General features: G+C 68.8%; 15 protein-coding genes. 8 read left to right on the top strand and 7 right to left on the bottom strand.

All coding sequences use genetic code 11. From position 1 onward, the window contains the following. The first annotated feature begins 50 nt into the window (after window positions 1–50). Window positions 51–1274, top strand: coding sequence for a BaiN/RdsA family NAD(P)/FAD-dependent oxidoreductase (locus tag H9656_RS08580; protein WP_191743853.1), 1224 nt, complete (start codon window positions 51–53; stop codon window positions 1272–1274). A 146-nt stretch (window positions 1275–1420) separates the two neighbouring features. Continuing rightward, window positions 1421–1771 (top strand): TFIIB-type zinc ribbon-containing protein, encoded by a 351-nt coding sequence (locus tag H9656_RS08575; protein ID WP_191743852.1) that lies wholly within the window; start codon window positions 1421–1423, stop codon window positions 1769–1771. A 9-nt stretch (window positions 1772–1780) separates the two neighbouring features. Here the strand turns inward: H9656_RS08575 and H9656_RS08570 are convergent, their stop codons facing one another. Next, the gene (locus H9656_RS08570) at window positions 1781–3502 is read right to left on the bottom strand and encodes a hypothetical protein (RefSeq protein ID WP_191743850.1); all 1722 of its coding nucleotides are present in this window, start codon (window positions 3500–3502) and stop codon (window positions 1781–1783) included. Window positions 3503–3712: 210 nt separating this feature from the next. On the opposite strand from H9656_RS08570, the gene H9656_RS08565 reads away from it, so the two are divergent. The 5 genes from H9656_RS08565 (at window position 3713) to H9656_RS08545 (ending at window position 7226) form a co-directional block, all read left to right on the top strand. Next, window positions 3713–4420 carry a response regulator transcription factor gene (locus H9656_RS08565; RefSeq protein ID WP_134582144.1) on the top strand — a complete coding sequence of 236 codons (708 nt, stop codon included), beginning with the start codon at window positions 3713–3715 and terminating at the stop codon, window positions 4418–4420. Next, window positions 4389–5999 (top strand): ATP-binding protein, encoded by a 1611-nt coding sequence (locus H9656_RS08560; RefSeq protein ID WP_191743848.1) that lies wholly within the window; start codon window positions 4389–4391, stop codon window positions 5997–5999. Before H9656_RS08565 ends, H9656_RS08560 begins: the two co-directional genes overlap by 32 nt. Next, entirely contained in the window at window positions 5996–6451 is a 456-nt protein-coding gene (locus H9656_RS08555) for an HPr kinase/phosphorylase (protein WP_191743846.1), read from the top strand. Before H9656_RS08560 ends, H9656_RS08555 begins: the two co-directional genes overlap by 4 nt. A gap of 77 nt (window positions 6452–6528) precedes the next feature. Further along, on the top strand, window positions 6529–6933 hold the full coding sequence (locus H9656_RS08550) for a PTS sugar transporter subunit IIA (protein ID WP_191743845.1): 405 nt from the start codon (window positions 6529–6531) through the stop codon (window positions 6931–6933). Then, window positions 6930–7226 carry an HPr family phosphocarrier protein gene (locus H9656_RS08545; RefSeq protein ID WP_191743843.1) on the top strand — a complete coding sequence of 99 codons (297 nt, stop codon included), beginning with the start codon at window positions 6930–6932 and terminating at the stop codon, window positions 7224–7226. The genes H9656_RS08550 and H9656_RS08545 overlap by 4 nt, the downstream gene beginning before the upstream one ends. On the opposite strand, the gene mnhG is transcribed toward H9656_RS08545, so the two are convergent. From mnhG to H9656_RS08515, 6 genes are read right to left on the bottom strand one after another with little or no spacing between them, the layout of a single operon-like run. After that, the gene (gene mnhG, locus H9656_RS08540) at window positions 7186–7617 is read right to left on the bottom strand and encodes a monovalent cation/H(+) antiporter subunit G (protein WP_191743841.1); all 432 of its coding nucleotides are present in this window, start codon (window positions 7615–7617) and stop codon (window positions 7186–7188) included. The genes H9656_RS08545 and mnhG overlap by 41 nt on opposite strands. Further along, the gene (locus tag H9656_RS08535; RefSeq protein ID WP_134582140.1) at window positions 7614–7895 is read right to left on the bottom strand and encodes a K+/H+ antiporter subunit F; all 282 of its coding nucleotides are present in this window, start codon (window positions 7893–7895) and stop codon (window positions 7614–7616) included. The genes mnhG and H9656_RS08535 overlap by 4 nt, the downstream gene beginning before the upstream one ends. Then, entirely contained in the window at window positions 7892–8389 is a 498-nt protein-coding gene (locus H9656_RS08530) for a Na+/H+ antiporter subunit E (RefSeq protein ID WP_191743839.1), read from the bottom strand. The genes H9656_RS08535 and H9656_RS08530 overlap by 4 nt, the downstream gene beginning before the upstream one ends. Then, window positions 8386–9981 (bottom strand): monovalent cation/H+ antiporter subunit D, encoded by a 1596-nt coding sequence (locus H9656_RS08525; RefSeq protein WP_191743837.1) that lies wholly within the window; start codon window positions 9979–9981, stop codon window positions 8386–8388. The genes H9656_RS08530 and H9656_RS08525 overlap by 4 nt, the downstream gene beginning before the upstream one ends. Then, window positions 9978–10322, bottom strand: a complete 345-nt coding sequence (locus tag H9656_RS08520; RefSeq protein WP_191743835.1) for a Na+/H+ antiporter subunit C — start codon at window positions 10320–10322, stop codon at window positions 9978–9980. The genes H9656_RS08525 and H9656_RS08520 overlap by 4 nt, the downstream gene beginning before the upstream one ends. After that, window positions 10319–13273, bottom strand: coding sequence for a monovalent cation/H+ antiporter subunit A (locus H9656_RS08515; RefSeq protein ID WP_191743833.1), 2955 nt, complete (start codon window positions 13271–13273; stop codon window positions 10319–10321). Before H9656_RS08515 ends, H9656_RS08520 begins: the two co-directional genes overlap by 4 nt. Window positions 13274–13486: 213 nt before the next feature. Between H9656_RS08515 and ku the strand changes: the two genes are divergently transcribed. Then, window positions 13487–14332: a non-homologous end joining protein Ku gene (gene ku / locus H9656_RS08510; RefSeq protein WP_191743831.1), complete on the top strand. Its 846-nt coding sequence runs from the start codon at window positions 13487–13489 to the stop codon at window positions 14330–14332.

Raw genomic sequence — 14332 nt, 5'->3', positions numbered from 1 at the left:
GTCGCTTCGCGCCCTTCCCTGGCGGGGCCCGCTCCTGCTAGGGCGGGGCGATGAAGTCTTCAGACATCGACGTCCTGATCGTCGGCGCCGGCGCGGCCGGCATGATGTGCGCCATCGAGGCGGGCAAGCGCGGCCGCCGCGTGCGCGTGATCGACCACGCCCGCGCGCCCGGCGAGAAGATCCGCATCTCGGGCGGCGGCCGCTGCAATTTCACCAATCTGGGGACGAGCGGCGCCAACTTCCTGGGTGAGAACCCGCGCTTCGCCCTGTCGGCCCTGCGGCGCTTCACCCAGCACGACTTCATCAAGATGGTCGATCGCCACGGCATCGCCTGGCACGAGAAGACCCTCGGCCAGTTGTTCTGCGACGACAGCGCCAAGCTGATCATCCGCATGCTGACGGACGAGATGAAGACGGCGGGCGTGGTCCTGTCGCTGGGCCTGGGCGTCAAAGCGGTCGAGCGCAGCGGCGAGCGGTTCCAGGTCGATCTGGACGACGGGTCGCGGGTGACGGCGGCCTCGCTGGTCGTGGCGACCGGCGGCAAGTCCATTCCCAAGATGGGGGCCACCGGCTGGGGCTATGAGGTGGCGCGCCGCTTCGGCCTGCGGGTCACCGACACCCGCCCCGCCCTGGTTCCCCTGACCTTCGAGCCGGGGCTGCTGGAGCAGTTGAAGCCCCTGGCCGGCGTGTCGGTGGACGCCGTGGTGCGGCACAAGGCGCCCAAGGAGGCCGGCCCGGGCCGTCCGGCCAAGGAGACCGTCTTCCGCGAAGGCCTGCTGTTCACCCATCGCGGCCTGTCGGGGCCGTCGATCCTGCAGATCAGCTCCTACTGGCGCGAGGGCGAGGCGATCACCGTCGATCTGGCCCCCGACCGCGACGCAGCGGCCGAAATTCTGGCCGCCAAGACCGAGAACGGCAAGCAGGCCGTCCACACCGCCGTCGGCCACGTCGTGCCGCGCCGTCTGGCCGAGGCCCTGTGCGCGCGCGAGAACCTGTCAGGCAAACTGGCCGAGGTCGGCGACAAGAAGCTGCGCGCCCTGGCCGAGGCGGTCAACGCCTGGACGGTCAAGCCGGTCGGCTCGGAGGGCTATCGCACCGCCGAGGTCACGCTGGGCGGCGTCGACACCGCCGCCCTGGACCAGCAGACGATGGAGGCCAAGGCGGTCCCCGGCCTGTTCTTCATCGGCGAGGTCGCAGACGTGACCGGCTGGCTGGGCGGCTACAATTTCCAGTGGGCCTGGTCGTCGGGCTGGGCCGCGGGTCAGAGCTGCTGAGCAGGTAAAAACAGGGCCTGCGGCGACGCGGCGCGTTGTCGCGCGCGCGGACGCTCCCTACCTCTCTCGCGTAGCGGGACGGGCCCCTCTGGCGACGCTTCGGCGGCGTGATGTCGGACCGCTTTCAACGACGAAAGAGGATGACGATGCCCCTGTTGATGTGCCCCAACGACAATGCGCCCATGCAGACGCTGGACCGCCATGGCGTCCAGTTCGACATGTGCCCCAGCTGCCGCGGCGTGTGGCTGGATCGCGGCGAACTGGAAAAACTGATGGCCGCCGCCACTGACGAGGGCCGCGCCGCCGCGCCCGCGCCCCAGGCCTATGCGCCGCCGCCTCCTCAAGCTCAGGCCCCGCAACCCTGGGGCGGCCAGCCCACCTACCGCGAGGCGCCGCGCCATCGCGACGACCGCTATGACCACGACCGTCGCCGCGACGACGACTACCACTACCGCAAGAAGAAGAAGCGGCTGGACATCTTCGACATCTTCGACTGAACCGGGGCCTCAGGCCGCCAGCCCGACGGCCTGCATCAAGGGACGCAGGGTCTGCACCGCCTGCGGCTCCGCGCTGAGCGCGACGCGGGCGTCGGGCGCGCGCATCAGGCGCACCGCCTCGGCGCGGGCGCGCTCGGCGACCGGGCCGCTGGGCCCCGTCTCGCCCGCCGCCAGACGCAGCAGCACCGCCAGCTTCTGCGGAAGCGGGGCCGGCGCGCGGGCCAGCTGAGCCGTCAGCCGGGCGTCCGCCTCGATCGCGCCGCCAACGGCGCCGAGGGCCTCGACCACGGCTTGCGTCTCGCGGTCCGACAGCCCGGCCTTGCGCACGCCGCGCTGAAGCTCGGCCAGGGCCATCAGCCGCTGCCCGGGCGGCGTGGCGCCGGGCGTGCGGGCCCTCATCTCGGTCTCGAAGCGCAGGGAGACGACGCAGGCGTCCAGCCAGCGCGCCGCGGCCCGCTTGTTGGCGCCGCCGGTGACGTTTTCGCACAGGCGCGCCAGCCGCTCGGCCTCGGCGAGAACAGTCGTGCAGTCCTTGACATAGGCAGCGACGAAGTCGGCGGCGACCAGCCCCTTGGACCGCTCGATAAAGGCGGTCTGCACCTCTTCCAGCGTCAACAGGCGCCCCGCCGTGGCCGTCAGGGCCATGGCCAGCACGCGCAGAATCTCGATCTCGCCGACCGCGTCGCCAGGCCGCAGGCGGCGTTGACCCATCAGTTCGCGCAGCACCATGCGCGCCAGAGAGGCGGCCAACAGAGGGAACTCGCCCGCCGCCAGCCGCTCGCCCAGACGTCGCACCGGCCCCTCGATCGGCGGGGCCAGCAGGCTGAGGCGCGCATCCTGCGCCAGGACGGCGTCCACCTCGCGCGGGGCCGCCATGCGCACGACCGCCGCCAGGCTGGCGCCCTGGTCCAGCCCTGGTCCCAAGACCTGGGCCAGGCCATGACGCGACCCCAGGATCTCGCAGAGAATCTGCTCCACCGGCACCAGCACGAGAGCGCGCGGGGCGCCTTCGGCGGGCGCCTGATCGCAGATGTCCATCAATCGCTCGAGCCGCGCCCGCGCGCCCGGCAGGCCGCGCAGCGCCCCCGCCACGGCCCCGCCCATGACGAAGGCTCGATCAGCCGCGCCTTGCAGCGCCAGAGCCGTTTCAGCGACGGACCGATCGTCGAAGCTGACCAACTGCTTCGTGCGTCCCGCCGCCAGCAGGCGCTCGATCGTCTGTTCGGCCAGGCGCTGATAATGACGAATCAGGTCATGCACCGACTGACCTGACCCTTGCGCCTCAGGCACCGCGATTTTCTGGATGGCGTGCTGAAGCTCAACCCCAGAGGCCTCCAGCCGCTCGGCCAGGTCGGGCCGGTGCAGCAGTTCAAAGGCGGTCGCGCCCTGACGGTTCAGCCAGTCCTCCAGCACGCGGCCAAGGGTCTCGCGCGCGTGGGGGGCGTACAGGTCGCCGACGCCCCGGCAGGCCGGGCCGCGCTGATCGACGGCCGGCGCGCGCTTGCGCGACAGTTCGGGCGCCCCGCGCGTCAGGATGATGACGCTGGCGAACTCCATCGTGTCAGGGTCCAGCGTCTCCTTGGTGACGCGCACGGCCACCGCCTCACGGTCGCGCAGCAGATCCTCGGCGGCTGCCACGGCCTGACGCCGGTCCTCCATCGCCTGATGCAGGGACCAGTCGGCCGGCGCCGTGCGGCGGATGTAGATCTCGTAGTGAACAGGTCCGGCCATGACGCCCTTCGCAAGCACAGCCTGCCATCGTGAGGCCCCAAGCTTAAGTTCGGGTTTCGCTTTCGCCGCCAGCGGTTGAAAGCCGCGACGACGCGCTCCATTTTGTATGAACGTAAAGTCACCACGATCGAGTAGAACAGTTACGCTTGCCGTGCGTTGTGCAGATGACGACGGACCGGACGTTCCCCCGCCCGCACTAAGGAGAAGCCCTTGGCCAACATCACTCTGGTCGACGACGACGAGAACATCGTCGCCTCCGTCTCCCTGGCTCTGGAAAGCCATGGCCACACGGTGACCGCCTACCACGACGGCGCCTCGGGGCTGGAAGCGCTGGAGACCACCCCGCCGGACCTGGCGATCCTGGATGTGAAGATGCCGCGCATGGACGGCATGGAAGTGCTGCGCCGCCTGCGCCAGACCTCCAGCCTGCCGGTCATCATGCTGACGTCGAAAGACGAGGAGATCGACGAGATTCTCGGCTTCAACCTCGGCGCCGACGACTACATCCACAAGCCCTTCAGCCAGCGTCTGCTGATCGAACGCGTGAAGGCCCTGCTGCGCCGCGCGGGCGTCGAAGGCCTGGATCCCATCGACCCGGCCGCCGCCGAAGCCGGCAAGGCGATCAAGCGCGGCAAGCTGTCGATGGACCCGGCGCGCCACGAATCGACCTGGGACGGCAAGCCGGTGAAGCTGACGGTCACCGAGTTCCTGCTGCTTCAGGCCCTGGCCCAGCGCCCCGGTTTCGTGAAGAGCCGCGACAACCTGATGGACGCCGCCTATGACGATCAAGTCTATGTCGATGACCGCACCATCGACAGCCATGTGAAACGGATGCGAAAGAAGTTCCGCATGGTCGACCCTGAGTTCGACGCTATCGAGACCCTGTATGGCGTCGGATACCGCTACCGCGAGAGCTGAACCTGAAAACGTCCGGGCGCGGCGCCGATTCCGCTTCGGCGGCTCGCGCCTGGGCGGGTTCATCCTGGCCCTCAATCTTCTCAGCCTGCTGATCCTGTTCGGCGGGGCCCTGCTGCTGAACGAATGGAAGCGCGGCCTGATCGAGGCGCGCCAGGAATCGCTGAGCGTCCAGGCCGAGCTTCTGGCGAACGTGTTGGGCGAACTGGGGATCACTCAGGGCGACCCCTATCCCATGCTGGACGACCGCGCCGCCGCCCTGTGGCTGCGCGACAACTTCATTCCGGCCGGCCAGCGGGCGCGTCTATTCGACATCGACGGCATCGAGGTGTCCGACTCCTATCGGGTCAGCGACGCCATCCCGGGCGCGCCCCTGCCGCCGGCTCACCCCGCGGGGACGGCGCTTCCCTCCGCCGAGCCGTCGCCGCGCGAGACCGCGCGCCTGGCCCGCGCCAACGCCGAACTGTCAGCCGAGGTCGAGAGGGCTCTGACCGGCGCGCCGCAGGCTTCCTTGCGCCGCAATGAGGAAGGCGAGCGCGTCGTCTCGGTTTCCCTGCCCGTCCGCCATGTGCAACAGGTGCTGGGCGTGCTGACGCTTGAGGCGGGCGACGTCAACGCCACTCTGGACGCCCAGCGCCGCGCCTTGATGCCCTTCGCCCTGGTCGCCCTGGCGGTGAACCTTCTGGCGTCGCTGGTGCTGCACCTGTTCGTGGCCCGGCCGATGATGCGGCTGTCGGCGGCAGCGGACCAGGTGCGCCTGCAACGCGCCCGCGCCATCTCCCTGCCCGATCTGGAAGACCGCAAGGACGAGATCGGCGACCTGGCTCGCGCCCTGGAGTCGATGACCGACACCCTGTCGACCCGGATGGACGCGATCGAACGCTTCGCCGCCGACGTCAGCCACGAGATCAAGAACCCCCTGACCTCGATCCGCTCGGCCCTGGAGACCCTGCCTCTGGTCAAGACGGACGAGCAGCGCGCCCGCCTGACCAATCTGCTGCAACAGGACGTCCGGCGCCTGGATCGGCTGATCACGGACATCTCCAACGCCTCGCGCCTGGACGCCGAACTGTCGCGCGACCGGCCGCGCGCGATCGACCTGAACGACCTGTTGGGCGACATCATCGGCGTCTATGAAGCCGGCCGAAAGCCCGAAGAGCCGGCCGTTCGCCTCACCACAGCGACCGACAACGCCCGCGTCATGGGCCGCGACGTGCCGCTGGGCCAGGTGTTCCGCAATCTGATCGACAACGCCCGCTCGTTCAGCCCCGCCGGCGGCGAGGTCCGTGTCAGCCTGTATCGCGACGACAGCCAAGCCGACCTGCCCCTGCGTATCCGCATCGACGACGACGGGCCCGGCATCCCGGCTGAGAATCTGGAGACGGTGTTCGAGCGCTTTTACACCTCGCGGCCCAAAGGCACGGCCTTCGGCGCCAACTCAGGGCTGGGCCTGTCGATCGTACGCCAGATCGTCGACGCCCACGGCGGCCAGGTCCGCGCCGAGAACCGCAAGGGCGAGGACGGCGCCGTGCTAGGGGCCCGCTTCGAAGTCAGCCTGCCCGCCGTCGGCAAGCGCGCATGACCCCCGCCCGCCAGCCCGTCCACGCCAGCGTCGTCGCCGCCCGCACGTCGCAAGGCTGGCGCGGCGTGCTGATCCAGGGCCCGTCCGGCGCGGGCAAGAGCGACCTGGCGCTGCGGCTGATGCAGGACGGGTGGCGGCTGGTCGGCGACGACTGGGTGGATGTCTTCGCCTGTCGCAACGCCCTGTACGCGGCGGTACCCGACACCATCGCCGGCCGCATGGAGGTACGCGGCGTGGGCATCGTCGCCCAGCCTTTCCGCCCCTCGACCCGTCTGGCCCTCGCCTTGCGCCTGACGCGCGAGACGGTCGAGCGCCTGCCCCAGCCGATCTGGCGGGACATAGAGGGCGTGCGCCTGCCTCAACTGGATCTGGACCCCCGCCCGGCCTCGGCGGCGGCCGTGGCGGCGGCGGCACTGCACGCCGTTTCAGCGATGCAGGCGCCCGCTCTTTGATCCTTGCCCCGATTGCCCTATGAAATGGGGCTTGTCGCTCGCGAAGGCGAGCAGGGGATGTCTTTGGTGAAGCCTATATGATCGGGCTGGTGATCGTCACCCACGGGGGCCTGGCCTCTGAATTCCTATCGGCGATGGAGCATGTGGTGGGGCCGCAACGCGGCGTCGCCGCCATCTGCATTGGCCCCGACGACGACATGGAGCGGCGCCGCCGCGACATCGTCGACGCGGCCGCCGCCGTCGATGAGGGCGACGGGGTGATCCTGCTGACCGACATGTTCGGCGGCACGCCGTCCAACCTGGCCATCTCGGTCATGGAGCAGACCGGCGCCGAGGTGATCGCCGGGCTGAACCTGCCCATGTTGATCAAATTGGCCAGCGTGCGCGGGCGCGAGAGCCTGGAGGCCTGCGTAGCCCACGCTCAGGACGCCGGGCGCAAATACATTTCGGTCGCTTCCTGGGTGCTGGCGGGCGAAAAATGAGCGACGCCGCCGATCACGCCGCCATCGCCACGGCGACCCTGAACATCTGCAATCAGCGCGGCCTGCATGCTCGCGCTTCGGCCAAGTTCGTCAAATTGGCCTCGGAGTTCGAATCCGAGATTCACGTCACACGCGACGGGGTCAGCGTTGACGCGCGATCGATCATGGGCCTGCTGATGCTGGGCGCCGGGATCGGCTGCGATGTCGAGGTGACGGCGGAGGGGCGCGACGCGCCCCAGGCCGTGGCCGCCCTTACCGACCTTGTGGCGCGTCGCTTCGACGAGGATCAGTGACGACGTCCGGGGGCGTGCGGACCACGCCCTCGCACTCGCCCTCCAGCGGCACGCGCACGCCCTCGCCAGACCGGTCGGTGCGGTCGCGGAACAGGGCCGCGCGGGCCAGGATGATCAGCGTCACCGGCGTCGTCGCCGTGAAGAAGACCGCCGCCAGCAGTTCGATGGGCATGAACCGCCCCTCCGCCCCCGTGAAATAGACCACCGAGCCGCACAAGACCGCGAACATGCCCAGCGTCGCCCCCAGCGTCGGGGCGTGAACCCGCTCGTAGAAGGTCTGCAGCCGCACGAGACCCAACGCGCCGATGAAGGTCAGGCCGGCGCCGAACAGCACCAGTCCGGCCGCCAGCAGGGCCGCCCAGGCGGGGACGTTAGCCGGAAAGCCGCTCATTCGATCACCTCGCCGCGCATCAGGAATTTGGCCAGGGCGACCGAAGAGGTGAAGCCCAGCATGCCGATGATCACGGCCGCATAGAAATACTGCTGGGTTCCCGTCCGCACCCCGAAGGCGACGACCAGCAGCATCCCCGCCTGATAAAGCGTGTCGAGGCCCAGGATACGATCCTGGGCGCGCGGGCCCTTGGCGATGCGCCACACGCCGATCAGGCCGGCGGCCGCCAGGAACAACTGAGCCAGGACCAGCGCCCAGTAGAAGACGGCGCCGCTCATTCGAAGATCTCCATCAGGCGGCGTTCATAACGGTTCTTGATGCGCTCCGCCCAGTCGTCGCCGTCCTGAAGGTCGAGGATATGCAGCAGCAGCACGCCGGTCGCGTCCTCATACTCGACCCAGATGGTGCCCGGCGTGCTGGTGATGACCACCGCCAGGACGGCCAGGCCGTAACGGTCGCGCATCTCCAGCGGAATGTGGACAAAGCCCGAGACGCGTCGGTCGCCAGAGGGATTCAGGCCCAGCACGACCAGCGCCACCTCCCAGTTGGAACGGACGATGTCGCGCGCGACGACCAGGGCGAAGCTCAGCAGGGTCAGAGGCTTTCTCACCCGCACCGGCTCCACGTCGAGGGCGCGCATGATCTGGGGCGCCGCGAGGGCCATCAGCAGAGCCAGGGCCAGGGCGGGGGGCGCCACCGAATCGCTCAGCAACAGGGACGCCCCGAACAGGGCGAACGACAGGAGGGGGTGAGGCAGAACCGCCCGGATCATGAACCGCCTCCCAGCACGGCGCGGATATAGGCGTCGGGCCGCACCAGCCAGTCCGCCGTGTGGTCGGCATAGGCGAAGCCCGCCTCGCCGAAGATCGCGAGAAAGATGCACGCCGCCAGCAGACCGGCGATGGCCACGCCCTCGGCCGCCCCGACGACGACCGCCGGTTCCGCATCGTCGTCACGCGCCCACAAGGCCGCCACGCCGAGACGCGTCAGTCCGATCAAGGCGCCCAGGGACGCCAGCGACAGGGCCACGACGATCGCATATCCCGCCCACCCGCCGAACCGGGCCGACGCCTCCATCATGGCCAGTTTGCCGATGAAGCCGGCCAGCGGCGGCAGGCCCGCGACCATCAGGGTCGCGATCAGGAAGGCGCCGCCCAGGGCCGCCACGGCCGCAGGAATGACCAGGCCGGGCTCATTGCGTTCTTCGTCGTCGAAAGGATCGAAATACTCATCCTCGAACACCGCCCGTCCGGACCGCGCGCCGGGGTCCTGCCCCCGGTTCAGCACCTCGGCCAGCATGAACAGAGCGCCGCACGCCAGGGTCGATCCGACCAGGTAGAACACCGCCCCGCCCAGCACGTCGGCGTTGCCCGTGCCGACGGCCGCCAGCACCGTGCCCGATGAGACGATGACCGCATAGGCGGCGGCGATGGACAAATCCCGGGCGGCGATCAGACCCGCGGTGCCGAAGCCGATGGTCGCCAGCCCGCCCAGCAGAATCCACAACTGGCCGAACCCGGCAGAGGCGCCGCCGTCAGGCCCGAACAGCAGGAAGCTGAGGCGGATGATCACATAGGCGCCGACCTTGGAAAGGATGGCGAAGACGGCCGCCGCCGGGGCGCTGGCGGCCGAATAGGTGGTGGTTAGCCAGAAGCCCAACGGCCACATGGCGCACTTGGTCAGGAAGGCCACGCCCAGGATCGCCGCGCCGACGTGGAACAGCCCGCGGTCGGCCTCGGCGATCTGGGGAATACGCACCGCCAGATCGGCCATGTTGAGGGTGCCCGTCACGCCGTAGATCAGGCTGACCCCGATCAGGAACAGCATGGAGGCCGTCAGGTTGACGGCGATGTAGGCCAGGCCCGCGCGGATCCGCGCCTCGCCCGAACCATGCAGCGCCAGACCGTAGGAGGCCGCCAGCATGATCTCGAAGAAGACGAAAAGGTTGAACAGGTCGCCCGTCAGGAAGGCGCCGTTGACCCCCATGACCAGCAGCAGGAACAGGGCGTGGAAACGCGGCCCCGCCCGGTCCCATCGCGCCAGGGCGAAGATCATGGAGCAGGCGCCCAGCACGCTGGTCAGGGCCACCATCAGCGTCGACAGACGGTCCGCCACCAGAACGATGCCGAACGGCGCCGGCCAGTCGCCCAACTGGTAGACGCGAGCGGTGTCGCCCCCGCCGGTCGCGCCGGTCGCGCTTTCGTGCAGCAGGGCCAGGGCCATGGCCAGAATGGCCGCCATGGCGAACAGGCTGAGGCCGCCCTTCAGCAGGCGGCGACGCTCGTCGAACAGCAGCATGGCCGCCGCGATGACCATGGGCAGAACGATCGGCCCGATGATCAGATGTTCCTGCCAGTCGGTCATTCGGGCGTCTCCTGGCCGTCGACATGGTCGCTGCCGGTCTCGCCGCGCGAAGCAAGCAGGACCACCAGGAACAGCGCCGTCAGGGCGAAGCTGATGACGATGGCCGTCAGCACCAGCGCCTGGGGAGTCGGATCGGCGTAGAGGGCCGGGTCCTCGGCGCCCTTGCTGGTGAAGGCCGCGGCTCCTGACCGCAGCCGCCCCATGGAGAAGATGAACAGATTGACCGCATAGGAGACCAGCGACAGGCCGATGATCACCTGGAAGGTGCGCGGGCGCAGCATCAGCCACACGCCCGAGGCGGTCAGCACGCCGATGGCCAGGGCCAGGACGATCTGGGTCATTGCGCCCCTCCCTTCTGCTCGGCGTCCGCCTCGGCCTCGGCCTCCTCAATGCGCGCGCGGCGCAGCGACTGGTGCGCCAGGGCGACCAGGATCAGCACGGTGGCGCCCACGACCAGGACCACTACGCCCAGGTCGAACAGGACGGCGCTGGCCAAAGGCACGCGGCCCAGCAGCGGCAGGTCGGCGTATTGGAAATAGGAGGTCAGGAAGGGCTGGTCGAATACCCATCCCACGGCGCCGCTGATCGCCGCGATCAGCAGGCCGACGCCGATCCAGATGATCGGGCGGATTTCCAGCCGTTCCTCCACCCAGCGGGCGCCGGACGCCATATACTGCAGGATGAAGGCGATCGACAGCGCCACCCCCGCCGCGAAGCCCCCGCCCGGCAGGTCGTGCCCGCGCAGAAACAGGTGCACGGCCAACAGGATGATGAAGGGGAAGAGCCAGCGCATCACCACGCCGGGGATCAGCATGGTGTCGCTGAGGGTGTCGCCCTCGCTGCGGCCCTCTCGGGCGCGGTCGGACGCGTCCTGAACCCGCTTTTGCATGGGCTGGGACAGGCTGTCGCTGGCCGGTCGGAAGCGGCGCAGCAGGGCCAGCACCGTCAGGCCGACGACGCCCAGGACGGTGATCTCGCCGAAGGTGTCGAAGGCGCGGAAGTCCACGAGGATGACGTTGACGACGTTGCGGCCGCCGGCCTCCTCATAGGCCTTCTCGATAAAGAAGCGCGACACGCCCTCGACCGGCGGGCGCACCATGACGGCCCAGGAGATCAGGGCCACGCCTGCGCCGGCGAAGATGGCGATCCCCCGGTCCAGACGACGACGCCAGCGCGCGCGGCGCTTCTCGGACTCGGGCACATGGATCTCGGCCAGCCGCTTGGGCAGCCAGCGCAGGCCCAGCAGCAGAAGCACCGTGGTCACCACCTCGACGACCAGCTGGGTCAGGGCCAGGTCGGGCGCCGACAGCCAGACGAAGGTCAGGCAACTGGCCAGCCCCGCCCCACCCATCAGGATGACGGCGGCCAGCCGATGGTATTTGGCCTGCCAGGCCGCGGCCAGGGCGCAGGCTCCGCCGGCCAGCCAAAGGGCGGCGAAGGCCAGGTTGTGCGCCTGGGGCACGCGGAACTCCGGCCAGGTCAGCACGAAGCCGCCCGCCGCCGCCACCACTCCCGAGAGCAGCGCCGTCAGCACGATCAGACGCAACTGCGGCTGCAGCCTGTGCGCGCCGAGACGGTGAATGATCCACTGCGCCAGGTCCATCAGCATCACCTGGGACCGCTCGAACAGATAGCCGCCGTTCAGCCGCTTCATGCCCCACGGACCGCCGCGCGGATTGGCGTTCAGCGCCTTGCCGAACACGACATAGAGGCCGATGCCCCCCGCCATGGCGATGACGCTGAGCAGCAGCGGCAGGTTGAACCCGTGCCACAGCGCCAGGCTGTAATAGGGCAGGTCGAAGCCGAGCATGGTTACGGCCGCGCTGCGCAGGAAGGGCCCGACGGTGACCGCCGGGAAGATCCCGACCAGCAGACACAAGGCCACCAGCACCTCGACCGGACGCCGCATCCAGCCGGGCGGCTCGTGCGGGACGCGGTCCAGCTCGGTCGGCGGCGGACCGAAGAAGGTCGTGTGGATGAAGCGCAGCGAATAAAGGACGCTGAAGGCGCTCGCCAGGGTCGCCAGCACCGGCAGGGCCTGGTTCAGCGCCGAGGTCTGGGTGCTGGCCAGGGCCTCGGCCAGGAACATCTCCTTCGACAGGAAACCGTTCAGCAGCGGCACGCCCGCCATGGCTGCGGCCGCGACCATGGCCAGGGTGGCGGTGATCGGCATGAAGCGGATCAGGCCGCTGAGCTTGCGCATGTCGCGCGAGCCCGCCTCGTGGTCGATGATCCCCGCCGCCATGAAGAGCGAGGCCTTGAAGGTGGCGTGGTTGATGGTGTGGAAGATGGCCGCGATGGCGCCCAGGTCCGACCCCAGCCCCAGCAGCAGGCAGATCAGGCCCAGGTGGCTGATGGTCGAATAGGCCAGCAGGCCCTTCAGGTCGTGCTGGAAGATGGCGCACCAGGCGCCGACCAGCAGGGTCGTCAGGCCCAGGCCGCCGACCACGAAATACCACATCTCGGTCTCGCCGAAGACGGGCCAGAACCGCATCAGCAGGAAGACGCCCGCCTTCACCATCGTGGCCGAGTGCAGATAGGCGCTGACCGGCGTCGGCGCCGCCATGGCGCGCGGCAGCCAGATGTGGAAGGGGAACTGGGCGCTCTTGGTCAGGGCCCCGATCAGGATCAGGCCCAGCGCGACCGGGTACATCGGGCTGGCCAGGATGACGTCGCGCGCGGCGATGACGGCGTCCAGCTCATAGCTGCCGACGATGCGGCCGATCAGGATCATGCCGACCAGCAAGGCGACCCCGCCGGTGGCGGTGATGGTCAGGGCCATCCGCGCGCCCTCGCGCGCCGAGGCGTTCTGGTGCCAGTAGCCGATCAGGAGGAAGGAGAAGAGGCTGGTCAGCTCCCAGAAGACCACCAGCTGGATCAGATTGCCAGACAGCACCACGCCCTGCATGGCGCCCATGAAGGCCAGCAGGAAGGAGAAGAAGCGCGGCACCGGGTCCTTGGGCGACATGTAGTAGCGCGCGTACAGGACCACGAGCGCCCCGATCCCCAGGATCAATGCGCTGAAGACCCATGACAGGCCGTCCAGGCGAATGGTCAGGTTCACCCCGAGCGATGGCAGCCACGCCAGCGTCAGCTTCAGCACCTCGCCGTCCTGGAATCTGGGCCACAGCACCGCCAGACAGCCGACGCTGATCAGGGCGACGACCCACGACAGGACGGCCGCAGCGGTCCGCGCGTGACGCGGCAGCCCCGATGCGATCAGGGCCCCGAGGAAGGGCAGGACGAGAATGACTAGCAGAAGGAAGCTGGCGGGCACGGGCGTGTCGATCATCTCCGATAGGTTGTGGGAAGGCTCTGCGCAGGGCGCTGCGCGCGCCTCGCTGTTTTGCCAGAGTTTTTCCTAAGGGAAATGACGTCCCTTAGTCAAAGCGACGAGTTGGCGCGATTGTGACCGCAACGGGAGCCATTCGACGATGAGGCGATGTGAACCGCTGGGGCGAACGCATGTCGTTCCTGTGCATTCCCTCTGCCGATGGAGGATCACATGGCTGCTCGCCCGACCTGGCAAGGACACCTGAAGCTGTCGCTCGTCACCTGCCCGGTGGCGCTCTACACCGCGACCACCAGCGCCAGCGACGTGCGCTTCCACCTGATCAACCCCGACACCCACAACCGCATCCGCATGGTGCCGACCGATCCGGACGCCGGGCCGGTGGAGCGCAGCCACCTGGTGCGCGGTTATGAGGTATCCAAAGACGAATACGTCCTGTTCGACGACGCTGACTTCGACCAGGTGCGGCTAGAGAGCACCAAGACCATCTCCATCGACAAGTTCGTCGACGAGTCCGAAATCGACCGCCTGTATTGGGACGATCCCTTCTTCGTCGTTCCGGAGAAGGGCGCGGGCGTCGAGGCTTTCGCGGTGATCCGCGACGCCATGCAGAAACAGGGCAAGGTGGCGCTGGGACAGCTCGTTTTGCGCGGCAAGGAGCGTCAGTTGGCGCTCGAGGTGCGCGGCAAGGGCCTGTTGGCCTACACCCTTCGCGCCCATGACGAGGTGCGTGACGCCGACGACTATTTCGACGACATCCCCAAGGTGAAGGCCGACGCGGACATGGTCGAGATCGCCGCCCGCATCATCGCCCAGAAGGAAGCCGACTTCGACCCGACGGTTTTCAAGGACCGCTACGACGACGCTCTGCGCGAGATGATCAAGGCCAAGACCAAGGGCGGCAAGGGTCTGGTGGATGTGGCCGAGCCGGACGACACCAACGTGATCGACCTGATGGCGGCGCTGAAGAACAGCCTGAAAGGCTCGGCCGGCGGGGCCCGCAAACCGGCGGCCAAGAAGCCGGCCTCAAAGTCGGCGCCGCGCAAGAAGACTGCCTGA

The sequence above is a fragment of the Brevundimonas guildfordensis genome, assembly GCF_014836405.1.
Classification (GTDB): domain Bacteria; phylum Pseudomonadota; class Alphaproteobacteria; order Caulobacterales; family Caulobacteraceae; genus Brevundimonas; species Brevundimonas guildfordensis.
The sequence above is the reverse complement of the archived record's forward strand: the minus strand, read 5'-3'. Positions and strand labels throughout refer to the sequence as shown.